Genomic DNA, 17433 nt, shown 5'->3' with positions numbered 1-17433 from the left:
GCCAGAATCTGCAACGAGACAATTGTGAAGGCGCGGCGTGCTGTCGCAACGCGGTCCTCTGACGTCGCTGAGCAATTCCCGGACTGTGCCAAGGCGTCCCTGCCGCTTCTCCGCAATGTTGCCTGTACGAAACCAGGAAGTCAGGCGTATCATAGACGTATGGAGATGCGCGCTCAGGAGCCGACGGACGAGCAGCTGGTTCGACAGGCGCTCACAGACAGGGACGCCTTTGGCATGCTGGTCGAGCGGTACGAGCGACCCTTGACGTCATACGCGGCCCGTCTCATTGGGCGGCAGGAAGCGGAAGATGTGATCCAGCAGGCGTTCCTCCAAGCCTACCGCAACCTGGCCGGATTCGACCCACACCTGACGTTCAGCGCGTGGATGTACCGCATCGTCCACAATGCGGCGGTGAACATGGCCCGCAAACGGCATGGGACCGTGCCCACCGAGCTGGAGCTCGACGGCGAAACGGTCGAGATCCTGACCGGCGATACCGATGTCCCAGCCGAGGCCCTGCACCAGGAGCTGGAGGGAGCGGTAGGCCGGGCGCTGGGTCGGCTGGACCAGCGCAGCAGAGACGTTCTGCTGTTGTCAGTGGTCGAAGGCAAAAGTTACAGCGAGATAGCGGATATTCTGATGGTCGCGGTCAACTCGGTGGGACCCACCGCGAGCCGGGCCAAGAGCAAGCTGCGGAAACTGCTGGAGGCAACTCCGGCACAACCGCCAACATTGTGAATCCCCTGGGGTCAGGCACAATGGGATTCACAATTGAGAGAGGATACTCATGGATGATGATTTGAAGCAGAAGATTCTCGAGCAAATCGAGGAACAGCACCTGGAGCCGCGCGCGACGTGGCGTTTCCGGCTTGAGCGCATACTGAAGCACTCGGCCGTGGCGTTCCTGTTTGCGCTGACCGCGCTCGGACTGGCGGGCAGTGTGTATATCCTCGTCCAGAACGGGACGCTCGCGGACCTGCGACTTGGCCCGCGGTGGGGGCCTCCTGCCTTCTTCGACTTCCCGTGGCAGCTCCTGGTCCTCGTCGCCCTCCTCGGTATCCTCTCATTCGTCGTCCTGCGACGCACGGCTCGTCTGTACCGGGTTGCACGCTGGTGGCTGGTCGCTGCGCTTGTCGTCGCGGTCGTGGCCGGGGCCTGCGGTGCTTACGCGACCAACCTGACGCGGTTCACCTTCCGCGCTGGTCCGGGACGGCAGCTGTTTCAGCGTGGGGGAAACCCCTTCGGCGGGATGCAGGGCGGTGCTGTGATCGGCGTCGTCATGTCCCGCACGACCGAGCAGTGGGTCGTCGACAGCCTGACGGGTGAGCGCTGGCTAGTCATCATCACCGAAGAGACCTACTTCCCCGCCGGTTCGGATATCCCTGTGGGCACGGTCGTGCGGGTCGTCGGACGGCGGGTGAAGACCACCATCACCGCAGACGGCATCCGCCCCGTCACCGGCATGGACGACATGATGGACCATCGCGGAGGCATGATGGGTCCTGGAGGCATGATGCCCCCGGGAATCGTGATTCCCGGTACGCCGTAGGAAAACGTCGAAGTTACCGCCCAGGGCTGGAATGAGCACCTGACCCTACAGCAAGAACGCGAATGCCGGACGGTTGCGTTTGGGTCAAACCTGCTCATGCTATAGGGGATACCACCGCATGGGAGGTGACGCATGTCACTCGGCATTAACGTTACGATTCCCGAAGGAATCGTGCTCGCGGCAGACAGCCGTCAGACGTACCGGAATCAGAAGGGGATGGCCCGTGTCGGCTCAGACTCGGCCTCCAAGGTCTTCCGCATCGGCTCGCGCATGGGGCTGGTCATCGCAGGTCTCGCATTCCTGCCTCAACAGGGCGTGATGAAGAACGTCAGCGGATTCATCGATGACTTCCGTCAGACGATCCCCGTCGACAAGCTGTCCGTCGGCGAGGTTTCGAAGGAACTCGCGCAGTACTTCGACGCCCGCGTCCCCTACCGCGACCAGCTGAAGGCCATCCCCGCCGGCATCAAAACGGACATGGCCCGCCAGGGCATGGAACTGCTGGACCTCAAGGAAGAACCGACCCGCGTGGTGTTCCACTTCAAGAACAAGCAGGGTCAGGTCCAGGAAGCCGTTGCTGCTCCCGACGGACTACAGTTCATCCTGGCTGGGTACAACAAGGATAGAAGCAGTGAAGTCTACATGGTCTATGTCCCCGGCGCCACCGACCAGGCACGCGACAGCCGCAAGCAGGGCAAGGAATTCGGCGCGGGCTGGATCGGGCAGACAGACGTCGTCACGCGCATCGTCCTGGGGTTCGACCCGCGTCTTCAGGGCATCCCGATCGTGCGCGAGGCCGCAGCCAAGCTCGGCGAGCCCGCCGTGCAGCAGCAGCTGCGCGGGGTGGAATACAGCATCCAGTGGGGCACCATGACCCTGCAGGACGCAGTCGACTTCTGTCAGCTCGCCATCGAGACCACGACCGCTATCCAGCGCTTCAGTGACGGCGTGCTCATGGACCCGGGCGATATGACCGGCGTCGGCGGACCCATCGACATGGCCGTCATCACGTATGAAAAGGGCTTCACCTGGCTCAACCGCAAGCACCTGAGGAGCAAGACCGGCGAGGTCGATCTCGAAGACTTGCCGTCCCTGGAGAACTAGCCGTGCGACGCCGCACATCTCCTCTCGAATACGACGCCCTGTACCGTGACCTGATCGCACAGTGTGACGACGAGCCTGCCCAGGACGTCATCGCCGGCCAGATCTGGTCCCTGGTGCAGACGGAGCATGCCACGGGACTGTCCATGTCTCTGCGGCCCACGACCATGAATGGGCACAGTCCGTTCTTCCACCTTAGGGGCAAACCGCTCGTGGAGCTGGCCGAGTTCTCGCTTTCCTGGAACCCGCGAGAGGCGGCGATCGGCATGGCGGCCATCTGTGCAGCGTGCAACATCACCTCCCGCTTCGCGGGCGCCGAGGAGGCCAACGGGCGCGACCTGTTGCTTGGGAAAGCAGCCGGCAAGAAGGTCGGACTCATCGGACACTTCCCGTGGACCGACGAGATCCGTTCCGCCTCTGGCAGTCTGACCGTCTTCGAACAGCGGCCACAGGAAGGCGACCTGCCCCAGCAGGCTGAAGAATACCTCCTCCCGCATCTCGACGTCGTCGCCATCACCGGCTCAGCGCTCACCAACAAGAGCCTCCCGCGCCTGCTGGAACTCGCCTGCAACGCCTGGGTCATACTCATCGGCCCCTCGACGCCCCTCTCGGTGCTCATGTTCGATTATGGTGTCGACGCGCTGTCGGGCTGTATCGCCCGGGACCCGGAGGAGTTGGCCGAGGTCGTCCGCGAAGGCGGCGGCGTGCGCGAATTCAGAAATGCTGTCCGCTTCGTGACGTTGCAGAAACCCTGACAACCTGAAATTGTGAATCCCATTGTGCCTGACCCCAAGGGATTCACAATTGCCGAAAAGGAGTCCCATGAACAGAAAACTGCAGTACCTGGTCGTCGGATACGCTCTGACCGTCGCCTTCGGGCTCTCGCTCCAGTTCCTCCCTCCCGTCATCCCCGTCATGAAGACGACCCTCAGCATGACCGCCGGGCAGGCGGGGGCACTGATGTCGTCGCTGGCGCTGTTCGGCATTGTCGTCTCGCCGCTGGTCGGCTACCTTGCCGACCGCTGGGGCGGCCGGACCGTCGGACTCCTGGGTCTCGCCTGTCTCATCGCTGCCGAGGCCTGGTTCGCATGCTCGACGTCCTACACGAATTTGCTGATGGCACGCCTCGCCATGGGCATTGGTTCTGCGACGCTGTCCATCCTCGGCGCGCAGATCATCAGCCAGAACTTCGCAGGCACCAGGTACCTCGGCGCAGCCATGGGCACCATGAATACGGCGGTCCCGACCAGCATCCTGATCAGCCAGCTGGGTTTCTCGCGCCTCGCGGCTGCACGGGGATGGCAGGCGCCGGTGTGGGCGTGCCTGGCCTTCACCTGCGTCGTGGCAGTCGCATACGTCCTGTTCTACCAGGACCCCGCATCGCGGCATGAGGAGGCCCCGGTCTCACTCGTCGCAGGTTTGCGGCGCCTGAATTCTCAGGTCTGGGTCCTCGGCCTCGTCTGGCTGTTCTGGAACGCGGGAGCGCTCGTTCTCCTGACGTTCGCCAACGACCTTCTGGTCGGCCGGGGCATGTCTCCGCAGACAGCAGGGACCATGGCCAGCATCCTCATGTTGTTCCCTGTCGCCGCGTCCGCGTTCATGGGCCACGTCCTGGACCGCAGGCGCTGGCAGGGCCGGGGGGCGGTGCTGGCCTGTCTCATGTTCGCCGGATGTGTGATCCTGCTCGGTGTTCTCCCTGGCAGCGTCCTGCCCCTGTTCCTCGGCGTCAGCTTCACCTTCGCACTGGCCCCGGCAGCCGTCTTCGGTCTGGCCCCCTACCTCTTGCACGGCAGGGAAAGCGGCCTGGGATACGGCATCCTGGCCGGCATGCTGAACCTTGGTGTCCTCTTCGGCCCAGCGGTCGGCGGCATCGTCCGTGACGCGACCGGCAGCTATCTCGCAAGCTTCATCATGGCGGGCGTCCTGACGAGCATCGGGGCAGCCTGCGTCCTGCTCCTGCGCCGACCGGCCGTCCAGAATGCCTGATGGCCGTGCGCCCCGTGAGGTCCACCCGCAGGTCCGAGCTGCTCCTGCTGCTGGCAGTCGTGCTCTGGTCGACGACGTTTGCCGTCATGAAGGAGAGCCTGGGGAGTATCTCGCCGGCGCTCCTGATCCTGATCCGCTTTGCCATCGCTGCGGCGGTCGTATACGTGCTCTTCCGCAGCAGGATCGAGTTCACGTGGCCCAACCTGCTGAAGGGGCTTGCCATCGGCATCCCGGAGTACCTCGGGTTCATGCTGCAAGTCACGGGACTCACGATGACGACGGCAAGCAAGAATGCCTTCATCACGGGCCTGTGTGTCGTCGTCGCGCCGGTCCTGTCGTTCCTCTTCCTGCGCGAGAAGCGCTCATGGAAGGTCGCGTTGGCACTTATCCTGGCGGTGAACGGTCTGTGGATCATCTCGTTCGGGTTCACCATCCGTGTCGGCGGCATGGGCATGGGCGACTTCCTGACGCTGCTGTCCGCCCTGGCGTTCGGCGTCCAGGTCTTCATGATCCACCTGTTCTCGCACAGGGATTCCTTCTACGCCACCACGTTCTTCCAGCTGCTGGCCGTCGCCATGTGCTCGCTCGCCTACTCCCTGGTCACGAAGCAGACACTCGCCGTGAACCCTGTCTCATGGCCATCCCTGCTGTACCTCGCCATCTTCACGACCGTCATCACGCTGCTGCTGCAGAACCGCTTCCAGCACGACGTGACCGTCGCGCAGGCCAGCGTCATCTACTCGCTGGAACCCGTGTTCGCCACCCTGCTCGCTGTCCTGTTCATCGGGGAGCAGATGGGCCCTGCCGTTCTCGTGGGCGGCGTCCTCCTGTTCACCGCGTCCGCGATCTCGTAGCAGGCCGAGGCGTGTGAAGGCCGACTCCTTGCGGGAGAGCCCATACAGGCTAAACTGTTTCGGAACCTGAACAATATCCTGCTGGTGGAAAAGGACAGATGATACAACACGAATTCAGACGCTACTGGACCGCCATCTGCCACCTTGGCACGAACATGCGGCTGCTGCTTGCCGGCGCAGCCCTGCTGGGGCTTGGAAACGGGATTTTCATGACCTTTTTCAACCTGTATCTCAAGCAGGGTGGGCTGGGTGAGGCCTTCCTTGGCCGGCTGAACTCCCTCGGGACGATCGGGTCCCTTGCGCTTGCCATCCCGGCAGGGTTGCTGGTGACCCGCCTCGGCAGCAGGAAATCGCTGGTCCTCTCGTGCGCGCTCATCGCCGTGTTCGGCGCCGTTCAGGCCAACATCCTGGTGCCCGCGCTGCTCGTCGTCCTGCAAGTCGGCATTTCGGCCAGCACCATGCTGTACGGAGCCACCTTTAATCCCGAGATGATGCGAAGCACCGACCCCCAGGACCGGCAGGTCGCCTTCAGCCTCGCGTTCACCACAGGGACGGTCATGTCGGTCATCGCGTCAGCCGTGGGAGGACTCCTGCCACGCCTGTTTTCCCGGTTCGGGGCATCGCCCGTCACCGGGCTCCGCCTGACCCTGCTTGTGGGAGCAGCCTTCATCCTTGCGAGCACCGGCGTCTTCATCCGCCTGCGGGAACATCACAGTAGCACCGGCGAGCAGGCGGTGGACACCCACAGCACCCTCCAGAACGAGCCGGAGGTCACGCCCTCGTGGAAGCGGTTCGCGTTCCGATACGCGGCGGTCAACGTCATCATCGGGTTTGGCGCCGGGCTGAGCATTCCTTACCTCAACCTCTACTTCACCGACCGCTTTCACGCAAGCACGGTGGTCGTCGGCAATCTGTTCGCCATGAGCAACGCCGTCCTCACGGTCGGTGTCCTGCTCGCCCCATGGCTCGTCCGGCGGGCAGGCCTGCTGCGCACCATCGCCGTCACCGTCGGAGGTTCGCTTGTGTTCCTGGTTATCATGGCCCTCACGCACAATGTCGTCATCGCCGCCCTGGCATTCTGGATGCGCGCAGGTCTCATGATGTGCTCAACGCCAGTCACGGACAAGTTCTGCCTGGAGCTGGTGCCATCCGACAAGCGCTCTGTAGCCCACAACATCTTCCAGATGGCATGGACCGGGTCCTGGGCCGTTTCGACGGCACTGGGAGGCTGGCTCATTCAGAAGACGGGGTTCACCCTGCCCATGGTCCTGACGGCCGCCATCTATGGCATCTACCTCCTCTTCTTCGTCCTGTCCTTCCGTCACCATCCCGCGATGCAGCACCCCAGCATGGTCTGCCCACCGACGATTCCCGTACAGGCCGACTAGCCGATTGGCGGTGCCGCAGGGCATCGGGTACGAGAGAGGCCCGGTCCCTGGATGGCAGGAGGAGACGCGGACTGCAGGTTCAGGCGCTGCTGCCTGCCTTCTTCAGTCTGAGCCGGTCCGTTCGGCGAGGAGTCGCCAAGCCAGCAACGCGGCACCTCGACGGGTCAGCGGCTTGCCGGCGTAGTCCATGACGTTGTCCAATCCATGCTGTCTGCAGACGACACGCAGAGCCTCATCACCGACAGGGTCATTCATCTGAGCCTGCATGGCAGCGACCTCGCCGCCGAAACCGGCCGCTGTCAGGAGCATGTTGATGCCCTCACTGCCACTCATCCGCTTCTTGGGCTGGAACGAAAGGTCGATCAGTCCGCCGTCGAGGTAGGCGTCGCGCAACGACGTGAACATCCAGTGGCTGCGCTCGATGCCCCATCCGGAGCCTTCTACCAGCCTGTAGCGGAGTCCAAACCAGACGTGCCGAATCTTCCCCCGCACGTACAGCACACGGTCCCATACACCTCTCGTCCATGCGTAGGCGCGTATCCATCCGTTCGCCTCGCCGCCTTCGGAGGGGGTCCCAAGGCTCTGTGACGTCGACTCTGGTTGCTGAAGGACGCGCTCGAGAAGGACCACGAACTCGCCGCCATTCGCCTGACGCTCCAGCTGAAGGTCACCATCGGGGGCTCCCAAGAGGATATGCAGGTCCAGCAGTCTCTGGATGCGTGCATCCGCAGGAATTGCGGTCTCAACCGGCTGTGCACGCACAACGCCTGTGCAGGCCACGATCACGACGAGAGCGGCAAGAAACATCACTCCCAATCTCGCGCAGGTCCTCATGATGCCGGGTTCTCCCAGTCAGGTGTGCACTCACTCATACGCCCTGCAACCTCCGTGTCACTGCGTTGTGCCGGCTCTCTCCTGCAGCCGCCCCATGCTACCACCCGTCATGTCGCTGTCAAGCGCGCAACAAGGAGATCCTGCGTCCTCGCGCAAGGTCCATGCCATGAGAGCAGCGGTCAGCGGCTTTTGTGCCTGCCCATATGGGGCATGAGGCCCGGCGCCTGTGGTTTGGGAGGCTTCTCGCCGGTGAGCAGTGCGCGCAGCTGGGCGATCTTGTCGCGCAGCTTAGCAGCTTCCTCGAACTCCAGCGACTCGGCGTGCGCCAGCATCTCCTCGTTGAGCTGGATGACCAGAGCTTGCACTTCGGTCGGCGACATCCTCGCCAGCATCTCCTTGCCCAGCTTCTCCACCTCGTCCGGCTTGCGCCACGGCAGGTCGATGAGCTCTGAGATCGCCTTGTGAATCGTCTGGGGCGTGATGCCATGCTCCTCGTTGTACGCAAGCTGGTACTCCCGGCGCCGGCGCGACTCCGCCATGGCGCGGCTCATCGAACCGGTGATCTCGTCAGCGTACATGATGATGGTGCCGGACACGTTGCGGGCGGCCCTGCCCATGGTCTGCAGGAGAGACGTCTCGCTGCGCAGGAACCCTTCCTTGTCGGCGTCCAGAATGGCGACCAGGGAGACCTCCGGCAGGTCCAGGCCTTCGCGCAGGAGGTTGATGCCGACCAAGACATCGATGTCGCCCGAGCGCAGCTGGCGCAGGATGTGCACGCGTGCCAGTGCATCCAGGTCGCTGTGCAGGTACTGCGCCTTGATGCCTTCCTGCTGGAGGTAGTCCGCCAGCAGTTCCGAGCTCTTCTTCGTCAGTGTTGTGACGAGCACGCGCTCCTGCTTCTCGACGCGCTGTCGTATCTCGCCCATCAGGTCGGGGACCTGGTCCTTGCTGGGGCGCACTTCGATGAGCGGATCGACGAGGCCCGTGGGGCGCAGGAGCTGCTGTGCGACCTGCGTCGAGACCTGGTACTCATAGTCCGACGGCGTCGCGCTGACGAAGATGGCCTGCTGGACGTACCGCATGAACTCGTCGAACATGAGCGGACGGTTGTCGAGCGCCGACGGCAGGCGGAAGCCGTAGTCGATGAGCGTCTGCTTGCGCTGGTGGTCGCCGTTGAACATCCCGCGGATCTGTGGAACGCTGATGTGCGATTCGTCCACGAAAAGTAGAAAGTCCTTGGGCAGGAAGCTCAGCAGCGTGTATGGCTCGGAACCGGGAGCGCGGCCGCTGAAGTAGCGGCTGTAGTTCTCGATGCCGTTGCAGTAGCCGGCCTCGCGCAGCATCTCGATGTCGTTCTTGGTGCGCTCCTCGATGCGCTGAGCCTCCACGAACTTGTTCAGCGAGGTGAAGGCTGCGACGCGGTCCTCCATGTCCTTCTGGATGAGCACAATGTACTTCTCGATGCGCTCCGGGCTGGTCACGAACTGCGCGGCGGGGAAGAAGATGAACTCCTTGTACTCCTTGATGACCTGGCGCGAACCGAGGTCGAACTCCTGGATCTTCTCGACCGTCCCGTCCAGCGACAGCCGGATGCGGATGCCGGTCTCCGTCTCCTTGGGCATGACCTCCACCGTCGACCCGCGCACACGGAAGGAGCCACCCTTGCCCACGTCCTCGACGCGTTCGTAGCGGAGCCCGATGAGTGATCGGGCGATGTCGTCGCGCTTCATCGCGGCGCCCTGCGTCACCGTCAGCAGTCCCTCCCGGTACTCTTCGGGCGAGTCCCAGCCATAGATACAGCTCACTGAACTGACGACGATGACGTCCTTGCGCTCGACGAGCGATCGGATGGTCGAGTGCCGCAGGCGGGCGATGTCTTCGTTGATGTCGGCGTCCTTCGCGATGTACAGGTCGATGGTGGGGACATACGCCTCGGGCTGATAGTAGTCGTAGTAGCTGACGAAGTACTCGACCGCGTTCTCAGGGAAGAAGGCCTTGAACTCGCTGTACAGTTGTGCGGCAAGCGTCTTGTTGTGGCTCAGGACAAGGACTGGGTGGTCGAACTCCTTGATGACGCTTGCCATCGTAAACGTCTTGCCAGAACCGGTGACGCCGACCAGCGTCTGGAAGCGGTCGCCCCCCTGGATCCCGGCGATCAGCTTGGCAATAGCCTGCGGCTGGTCCCCTGACGGTTCAAACGGTGCCTTCAGCTTGAAGATGCTCAATTGTGAACCCCCGTGGGGTCAGGCACAATGGCCTTCACATTCCTGTGAGTGTGGTGACGCTGCGTCTCCAGGTTCGCCGGACGCGGCTTGCCAATGCACTCCCGGACGTAGGACAGGAATGGACCATTCGGGTCGCCCGGTGCACTGCGGTAGTCGACTGGCAGCCAGTCTATATCGAGCCATGAAGGCGACGGGACAAGCCCGGCCATGGCCGCGCAACTCGACCAGCGCCATTCCTCCGGCGAGTGCACCAGCTGAGCCCGCACGGGGTTGAGCAGCAGGTAGCTCGCCGCGTCGACCAGGTAGTTGTCATTGAGTACAAGCCCTGACCAATAACGACCCTGGAAAACGTGTCCTGAATGTTCGTATCTCCAGTTATGCCGTCTAGTGTACTGCTGGTCCAGTTCCTTCATCCCCTGGGACAAATTGGGCTGAGGGGTCTCCAGCAGCAGATGGTAGTGGTTGCCCATCAGGCAATACGTGTAGATCCGCCAGCCAAACTTCAAGACGACATCACTCATGATGCCCAGGAAGGCCTTCCAGTCAGCTTCTTCCCGGTAGATCATCTCATGGCCGTTGCCCCGGTTGGTCACGTGATACACGGCTCCCTCATACTCGATGCGCAGTGGTCTAGCCATCTCCCATGCCTCCTTGATGCAGTGGTTTATCAATTGTGAATGTCAAAGTGCCTGACCCCAAAGGAGTCACAATTCGCGGGCCCAGCCGAGACGGGAGGTTGCCAGGGCGGAGCCATCGCATTCGAGGAAGACCTGCTCGACGTTCATGACGTGCGCTTCGGCATTCTCGCCCGGGTTGCGGAAGACCATGTCGGCGCACGCCGCGACGGCCGCTTGAACGTTGCCGCGCGCGAGGACGACTGCTTCGATCCGCGCACGCAGGTCGGACAAATACGCACGGTCTGCCTCGATGCGGCGCCTGATCTCGGTGACATCGCGCGTGAGGCTTCCATGACCGGGGACCAGCAGGTCGACCTGCATCGCCGCGAACATGCCGAGTGTGCGCTCAAACGCATCGAGCCGGTCACTCACGAACGGGATCTCGAGGTCGCTCAGGAGGTCCCCGGCCCACAGACATGTGGCCTCGGGGTCGTACACCGAGAGGTGATCGCGCGCATGCCCGGGCGTATGAACCAGCTGCACACGGAACCCGCCGACCATGAGCCCGACGATGTGGTCGACGGTCTGGTCGGGCATGGGCGGGTCGAACGGGGCGGCCGTCGCGACGCCCTCCGCCTCGTAGAAGCGCCCTATCGAACGCCGCGTGTGCTCCAGGTCGAGGGCGGTCTGCGCGACGTACGCCTGGTGGGTCACAACATGGGCACCTGGGAACCGCGCGGCTCCCAGGATGTGGTCCCAGTGGTGATGGGTGATCACGACTGTTTCGACCTTCAGCTGCTGTCCCTCGCAGAAGGCGACGACGTCCTCCACCTCGTCGGGAAGGAGAGCCGGGTCGATGAGCGCGGCATGCCCACTGTCGTGCAGGATGCCCGTGTTCATGGCGTATCCGTGGCACTTCGCCGTCCAGAGATGAGGCGTCAGCGCTTCAAACTGCAGGCTCATGTCAGAGGGCCTTCACCATGGGCAATACGTAGCGCCAGACCAGCACGACGAAGCCTGCACTGCCGGTCAGCACGAACAGGTGCCAGATCTCGTGGAAGCCAATGACACCGGGCCAGGGATTTGGCTTCTTGATCGCGTACAGCAGAGCCCCGACGCTGTAGGCCAGGCCTCCAGCCAGCATCCAGGCGATGCCGCCCCACCCGATGGCACGCTGAAGTGGGATCGTCGCCCACACGGCGAACCAGCCGAGCAGAACGTAAAGTCCGGCCTTGATGCCCCGTGGGGCGTCGAGCCAGAAGACGTCGGTGAGGATGACGGCCCCGGCCAATCCCCACACGCCCCAGCAGAGCAACGTGCCAACGCTGCCCCGCAACGCGATGAGACACATGGGCGTGTAGGTGCCCGCGATGAGGATGGAGATGCTGATGTGGTCGAGCCTTCGCAGCATGACGTGCGTCTTCGGACTGACGTCGAGCAGATGGTACCAGGCGCTCGAGAAATACAGGAGGACCATGCTGAGACCATAGACGAGAAAGGGGACACCCGCCCTGCTGCCACCGCTGATGACGGCCGCCCTGACAAGCAGGACGGTGACGACGATGGCGGCCAGGCCTCCGAGCAGGTGCGAGATGCCGTTGAAGGGTTCCTTGAACTTGACCACGAATGTCTCCTAGGTTGCCTTGCTCAGGGTGACGGTGACGGTGCGCAGTTTGGCATCGTATACGATCTCGGCACCGAAGGTCTCGCTGATGAAGCGGAGGGGAAGCATGGTCCTGCCACCGCTGATGCGAGGCGCCACCTTCGGGTTGGCCGGATCGATGAGTACGTCAACGCCATCAACCCGTGCCGTCGGCTTGCCAATCCACAACTCGACCTTCTTGCTGCCGATGAGCGTGACTTTCTGTTCTTTGGCGTTCCACAGGACCTGCGCCCCCAGCGGCGTGGCGATATATCGGACAGGAAGGATGGTCCGCCCGTTCTCGATCACTGGCGCCGTCTCCATGGGTACCGTCACGCCGTTCATGACGACCGTCGGCTTGTCGAGGGTGAAGACAAGGGTCACCTTGGTGATGGGGTTCGTGACGATGATGGGCTGCGCCTTGGCAGGCCCCGCTGGGTTGCTGACGTTCCCCCGGGTGTCCTCGCACATGACCCAGTAGTAATAGGTGGCCCGCTCGAGCGGCCCACGGTCGACAAATTGCGTCGCCCCGGGTTTCGCCTCACCCACGAGTTCGGCCGTCTCGATGTCCGGCGCCCCCTGCATGCGGTAGACGTCATAGCGCGCAACAGGATAGCTTCCCGGGGTCGACGTCTGCCAGCTTACCCTCACCTGCCCCTGTTCTCCCGTCGCCGTCAATCCGCCGGGAGTCCCGGGCGGCACGAAGCGTGGACTGATGCTGACCGCACAGCCGCCCGTGGTCGCGCGGACGGGGGCGCCGCCGAGCGAGACGGTTCCGCGCAGGTTGATCCCAGTCTTGTCGGTCGGAGCCATGGCTGTGAACCGCAAGGCCGCCAGGACGGTCTCCCCGCCAGACAGTCCTGTGACGTCGCTCTGGATGCGGAGGATGCCAGGCTCCACAGAAGGTTCGACGGGGGTCGTCAGCGATGCCGACGCCTCAGCGCCCTGCAGGACGACGAGTGCGGGGTCCCAGGCCACCGTGAGATCCACGTGGTCGAACAGCATCTGCAGATTGCGCGCCTTCAGGTCGAGGGCGAACTCGTCACCCTCGCCGACACGCACGCTCTGGGGCGACAGGATGAACCCGACGGTCGGGGTCGGGGCAAACCCCGCCTTGACGGGAATGCTCCCTCGAACGTCTCCCATGGTGAATGTGATCGTGCCGACGTTGTTGGCATTGGGATCGACCCAGCGGGCGTCGATGCCGACCGTGAACGCCTGGCTGCCGTCGAAGGTGAGCGGGCTGACCCGGATCCAGTTGGCGGACGTGGACACGACACCCTCGGAGACGCCGATGCCGGTTACCTGCAGAATCAGCTGCCCGGTGACGCCAACACCTGCCTTGAGGACGCCGAAATCGAGGTTCACCGGCGAGGGTGTCAGGACGACGGGGATGGTCGCCATCGGTGTCAGGGTCGGCCCGACAAGGGTCACGGGGGCCGCGGCCGTGTCCACGGTCGTCTCGAACGGGGCGGAACTGGCCTCCGTGAGCTGGACGAGGTGCGGACCGGGCGTCGTCGGGACCGCGCACGGTGTCGGCAGGGGCTGTGACACACCGTCGATCGATACGGCAGCCCCGAGCGGCAAGGAATCGACGATGAGCAATCCGGGCTGCTCGGGAGGGAGCACCTGCAGGAGATGTGTGGTCGTGGCGAAGGCGAGGGCACTCGACACGCCCGCCATGGCCGACGCCCCGGAGATGAAGGTCACGGTCAACTGGTACGGGCCGGGCTGCAGAATGCCAACGGCTGTCCTGCCGAGGAAGTAGCGGATCCCCCCTGTCTGCTCGCCGGGGATGGTCATGGACACGATACCCGCAGGGGTGCCATAGCGCCTTGCAACCAGGGCCGAGCTATCGATCAGACTGCCCTGCATGTCGCGCAGTTCGAAGCTGGGGGTGACGGTCATGGACTGGGTACCGGAAACAAGAATGGGCACCTCGAGCATACTGCCCAGGAGGGCGCTGTCCGGGACGGTTGCGGTCGCTGCAATGTCGACGAGGGTCACCTGAGACAGCCATGCGGCACCGAACGGCGAGCCATTCCTGCGCATCGCAAGGCTCAGGTTCAGTGCCCCGACCGGCAGCCCGGGTGGCAGTGTGAACGTCAGGGCGACGGTGCCACCGGGCAGAACCTGCTGACCGGAGCCCTGCCCCAGCAGCATTGCGACCACAGGGTCCCCTGCGCTGAGAAACGCATCGTATGTGACATCCCACGTCGTCGTCCCCACGTTCTGCACGAGGAACCCGACCGTTGTCTGTGCATTTGTCGAGAGGACTGCGCCGGCCGGACTCTCCAGCACCCGGAAGTTGTCTCCCTGGTTGAATCCTCCATACAGGTCGCCATAGTGCACGGGCTGGGGTGTCGGGATCCATGCGGGCGGGTCCGTGATAATGGATGGGTTGGGCAGTGTGACCACAACCGGCGGCCAGAGGGGCTGGCCGTCGCTGCCCAGCACCTGGCGCGCCATGAGGGCGAGCACACGGTCCTGGTAGTGCCGGCCGCCTGGCGTGTTGGGGTTGTTGGTGGACGAAAAGCCATTATAGGCCCAGATGGCATAGTACCAGTTCTCCAGGACGTTCCGGTCGCGGTCACCGATACCGGGGGCCAGCTTCCATTTTCCGTCCAGGATCTTCGCTCCGATCTCGATGTTGTAGTCGATGTCGGTCATGAGACGGTCGATGTCAGTGCGCACCGAAGTGTTGATCTGCATGATGCCGATGTCCTGCGACGTGGCATTCGAGCCAATCACCGTGTTTCCCCCTGCGTCAAACTGACGCCATCCCGATTCCTGATACGCGATGGCCATCAGGATGGCCGACGGCACGTTGTAGCGCAGGGCTGCATCCTTGAGACGCGCACGGATGTAGGTGTCCGGTGGGTTCGTGCCGCCCGCGGAGACTGCCACAGGCGCTGCGGAGACAAGCAGCGCAACGATCAGGACAAAGATGGTCTGACGATTCGACAGGCGTGTCTGCTTCAAGTCTGCGTGCACCTCATTCCTCGAAGATGAATTCTTTCGGCGTAGCCGCGATGTGGCCGAACAGCAAACAGCCAACCCTGGCCTTCTCCTGCGCTTGCACTCCAGTCAGAATACTGCTCCGCCGGAAGGATGTTACAACAATTGGGACTGTCCCGTGTTACAAGAAGGTGTTACAACAATTAGGGCTGTCCCCTGTTACACCCTGTTACAAGGGCGCCTGCCGCCTCCATGGCGTCGATGGCACGCTGTCCGTCGCCAGGGTTGACCTCCACAGCGGCAATGCCGTCACGGATGACCGTGACGCCGAACCCGAGGCGAAGGGCGTCGAGCACCGTCTGCAGAACGCAGTAGTCGGTCGCAAGGCCACAAACATACAGCTTCTCGATGCCCCGGCTGCGGAGCCAGCTCTCGAGGTCCTCGCTGGTCGCCTCGAACGCACTGTAGCCGTCGTCGACGTTGTTTGTCCCCTTGTCCAGGACCAGCAGGAAGCGCCCGGTGTCGAGCCCGGCTCTGAACTGCGCGCCATACGTGCCCGCGACGCAGTGAGGAGGCCAGCTGGTGAAATGGACGCTGTCCGGGGGGTGCCAGTCGCGCGAGGCCAGGACTGTGGCAAACCGTGGTATCCATGCGTTGATGACCGGGATGATGGCGTCCCCGCCGGCGACGGCCAGGGCGCCCCCGGGGCAGAAGTCATTCTGGACGTCGACGACGAGCAGAGCGGTGTCCAGGCTGAAGCGTTCCTGGCTCACGATGAGCGTACCTCGATCAGGCTGCGACGGAGGTCGAACAGCTCACGGCTCACGCCGATGTGGTAGGCGTGCGGGTTGGCAAAACGCTTGTGCTCCCCGTACAGCAGGGCAAACCGCTGTGCGCCCCATGCCGCGGTCTCGAGCAGGGTGGGAAAGGCGTACACGAGTTCGCCATTCCTGACGATTTCCTTGCGAATACTCTCCCGCTTCAACCCTGCCACCTCGGTCTTCTTGTAGTCGAAGTCCGGGTGCATCAGGACGGTCGGCTCGTCGTCACCCCGTGCCAGGCACAGCCCGTCGAGCAGCCAGAGACCGTCCCCGGAGTCATAGTACCGGTACAGTTCCTTCTCGCCCGGAATGTTGATCTTGGCCGGGTTTTCGGAGATCTTGATGATCGGCCTGTCCCTGAGCTGGACCATCTTGTAGACGCCGTCCAGCGCGCCGTCGTTGTGGCCGGTCACCAGGCGTGTCCCGACACCGAAGATGTCGATGGGGGCGCCCTGGTCCACGAGCGATTCGATGACGTACTCGTCGAGCTGGTTGCTGACCGAGATCCTGACGTGGCTCAGTCCATGCTCGTCCAGCACGGCCCGCACCTTCTTGCTGAGGTACGCGAAGTCGCCGGAGTCCAGCCGCACGCCCCAGAGGTGGTGGCCGTGTGCCTCCAGCTCCTGGCCGACGATGACGGCGTTGGGCAGTCCCTGCTTCAGCGTGTCATAGGTGTCGAGGAGCAGGACGGAGTCATCCGGATGCATCTGTGTGTAGGCACGGAACGCCTCCAGCTCCGAGCCAAAGCTCTGGATCCAGCTGTGGGCCATGGTCCCGCCCACGGGCACGCCTTCTTCGAACGCCAGCAGGACGTTGGATGTCGACGTGACGCCGCCCACGAAGCACGCCCGGCTCGCGCCCATGCCGCCGTCTCCCTGCGCCCGCCTGAGACCGAAGTCGTAGACGCTCCTTCCCTCGGCCGCGCACACCATGCGGCGTGCCTTGGTCGCGATGAGCGTCTGGAAGTTCACGGTGCTGAGGATGAGACCCTCCAGGAGCTGGGTCTCGATGAGTGGTCCTTTGACACTGATGATGGGTTCCCCCGGAAAGATGACCTCGCCTTCGGGCACGGCTGTGATGTCGCCCGTGAACCGCGTCTTCTCGAGCACCCGGAGGAAATCGTCCCGGTAGCCAAGCGAACTCAGGTATCCTAGTTCCTCCGACGTGAAGCGCATGTTGAGTACGTAGTCGACAGCGTCACGGAGGCCCGCCGCGATGGCGTACCCTCCTCCGTAGGGATTCTGGCGGTAGAAGAGATCGAACACGGCCTGGTCCTGCCCCTTGCCGGAGAGGTAGTAGCCCTGCGTCATGGAATACTCGTAGTAGTCCGTATAGAGTGGCGAGAATCTGCGGTGATACGCCTGCCCACGTCGTTTGTCCATGGTTATGCTCCTTTCAACACGATGCCGGTAACCTGGCTATGTTCAGTATAGCCTCAATGTGTCCCTGGGGCCACTG

Annotated in this window: 15 protein-coding genes; 7 read left to right on the top strand and 8 right to left on the bottom strand. The window is 63.3% G+C overall.

The window, feature by feature from the left end:
* Positions 1-24: 24 nt before the first annotated feature.
* The 7 genes from C0398_07170 (at position 25) to C0398_07140 (ending at position 6878) form a co-directional block, all read left to right on the top strand.
* Entirely contained in the window at positions 25-738 is a 714-nt protein-coding gene (locus C0398_07170; GenBank protein ID MBA4365756.1) for a hypothetical protein, read from the top strand.
* Positions 739-787: 49 nt separating this feature from the next.
* Complete coding sequence (locus tag C0398_07165) at positions 788-1549, top strand: hypothetical protein (protein ID MBA4365755.1); 762 nt, start codon at positions 788-790, stop codon at positions 1547-1549.
* Positions 1550-1681: 132 nt separating this feature from the next.
* Positions 1682-2653, top strand: a complete 972-nt coding sequence (locus C0398_07160) for a hypothetical protein (GenBank protein MBA4365754.1) — start codon at positions 1682-1684, stop codon at positions 2651-2653.
* Between the two features lie 2 nt (positions 2654-2655).
* On the top strand, positions 2656-3405 hold the full coding sequence (locus C0398_07155; GenBank protein ID MBA4365753.1) for a hypothetical protein: 750 nt from the start codon (positions 2656-2658) through the stop codon (positions 3403-3405).
* Between the two features lie 67 nt (positions 3406-3472).
* Entirely contained in the window at positions 3473-4636 is a 1164-nt protein-coding gene (locus C0398_07150; protein ID MBA4365752.1) for a hypothetical protein, read from the top strand.
* The gene (locus tag C0398_07145; protein ID MBA4365751.1) at positions 4636-5490 is read left to right on the top strand and encodes a hypothetical protein; all 855 of its coding nucleotides are present in this window, start codon (positions 4636-4638) and stop codon (positions 5488-5490) included. Before C0398_07150 ends, C0398_07145 begins: the two co-directional genes overlap by 1 nt.
* Positions 5491-5588: 98 nt before the next feature.
* On the top strand, positions 5589-6878 hold the full coding sequence (locus C0398_07140) for a hypothetical protein (GenBank protein MBA4365750.1): 1290 nt from the start codon (positions 5589-5591) through the stop codon (positions 6876-6878).
* Positions 6879-6980: 102 nt separating this feature from the next.
* Here the strand turns inward: C0398_07140 and C0398_07135 are convergent, their stop codons facing one another.
* The 8 genes from C0398_07135 to C0398_07100 form a co-directional block, all read right to left on the bottom strand.
* Positions 6981-7685 carry a hypothetical protein gene (locus C0398_07135; GenBank protein ID MBA4365749.1) on the bottom strand — a complete coding sequence of 235 codons (705 nt, stop codon included), beginning with the start codon at positions 7683-7685 and terminating at the stop codon, positions 6981-6983.
* Positions 7686-7891: 206 nt separating this feature from the next.
* Complete coding sequence (locus C0398_07130) at positions 7892-9937, bottom strand: excinuclease ABC subunit B (protein MBA4365748.1); 2046 nt, start codon at positions 9935-9937, stop codon at positions 7892-7894.
* The gene (locus tag C0398_07125) at positions 9934-10575 is read right to left on the bottom strand and encodes an addiction module toxin RelE (GenBank protein ID MBA4365747.1); all 642 of its coding nucleotides are present in this window, start codon (positions 10573-10575) and stop codon (positions 9934-9936) included. Before C0398_07125 ends, C0398_07130 begins: the two co-directional genes overlap by 4 nt.
* A 66-nt stretch (positions 10576-10641) precedes the next feature.
* Complete coding sequence (locus tag C0398_07120) at positions 10642-11517, bottom strand: hypothetical protein (protein ID MBA4365746.1); 876 nt, start codon at positions 11515-11517, stop codon at positions 10642-10644.
* Position 11518: 1 nt separating this feature from the next.
* Positions 11519-12178 carry a hemolysin gene (locus tag C0398_07115; GenBank protein ID MBA4365745.1) on the bottom strand — a complete coding sequence of 220 codons (660 nt, stop codon included), beginning with the start codon at positions 12176-12178 and terminating at the stop codon, positions 11519-11521.
* A gap of 9 nt (positions 12179-12187) precedes the next feature.
* Positions 12188-15190 (bottom strand): hypothetical protein, encoded by a 3003-nt coding sequence (locus C0398_07110; protein MBA4365744.1) that lies wholly within the window; start codon positions 15188-15190, stop codon positions 12188-12190.
* Positions 15191-15357: 167 nt separating this feature from the next.
* On the bottom strand, positions 15358-15906 hold the full coding sequence (locus C0398_07105; GenBank protein MBA4365743.1) for a nicotinamidase: 549 nt from the start codon (positions 15904-15906) through the stop codon (positions 15358-15360).
* A gap of 17 nt (positions 15907-15923) precedes the next feature.
* Positions 15924-17357 carry a nicotinate phosphoribosyltransferase gene (locus tag C0398_07100; GenBank protein MBA4365742.1) on the bottom strand — a complete coding sequence of 478 codons (1434 nt, stop codon included), beginning with the start codon at positions 17355-17357 and terminating at the stop codon, positions 15924-15926.
* Between the last annotated feature and the right edge of the window lie 76 nt (positions 17358-17433).

It is taken from the genome of Coprothermobacter sp., from assembly GCA_013824685.1.
GTDB lineage: Bacteria > Caldisericota > Caldisericia > Cryosericales > Cryosericaceae > Cryosericum.
Note: the sequence above shows the minus strand (reverse complement) of the source record. Positions and strands in the feature narration are given on the sequence as shown.

Coding starts and splice junctions, on each gene's coding strand:
- C0398_07125 (MBA4365747.1), bottom strand. CDS start 10,575: ATGGCTAGACCACTGCGCATCGAGTATGAGGGAGCCGTGTATCACGTG.
- C0398_07145 (MBA4365751.1), top strand. CDS start 4,636: ATGGCCGTGCGCCCCGTGAGGTCCACCCGCAGGTCCGAGCTGCTCCTG.
- C0398_07165 (MBA4365755.1), top strand. CDS start 788: ATGGATGATGATTTGAAGCAGAAGATTCTCGAGCAAATCGAGGAACAG.
- C0398_07100 (MBA4365742.1), bottom strand. CDS start 17,357: ATGGACAAACGACGTGGGCAGGCGTATCACCGCAGATTCTCGCCACTC.
- C0398_07160 (MBA4365754.1), top strand. CDS start 1,682: ATGTCACTCGGCATTAACGTTACGATTCCCGAAGGAATCGTGCTCGCG.
- C0398_07150 (MBA4365752.1), top strand. CDS start 3,473: ATGAACAGAAAACTGCAGTACCTGGTCGTCGGATACGCTCTGACCGTC.
- C0398_07140 (MBA4365750.1), top strand. CDS start 5,589: ATGATACAACACGAATTCAGACGCTACTGGACCGCCATCTGCCACCTT.
- C0398_07120 (MBA4365746.1), bottom strand. CDS start 11,517: ATGAGCCTGCAGTTTGAAGCGCTGACGCCTCATCTCTGGACGGCGAAG.
- C0398_07135 (MBA4365749.1), bottom strand. CDS start 7,685: ATGTTTCTTGCCGCTCTCGTCGTGATCGTGGCCTGCACAGGCGTTGTG.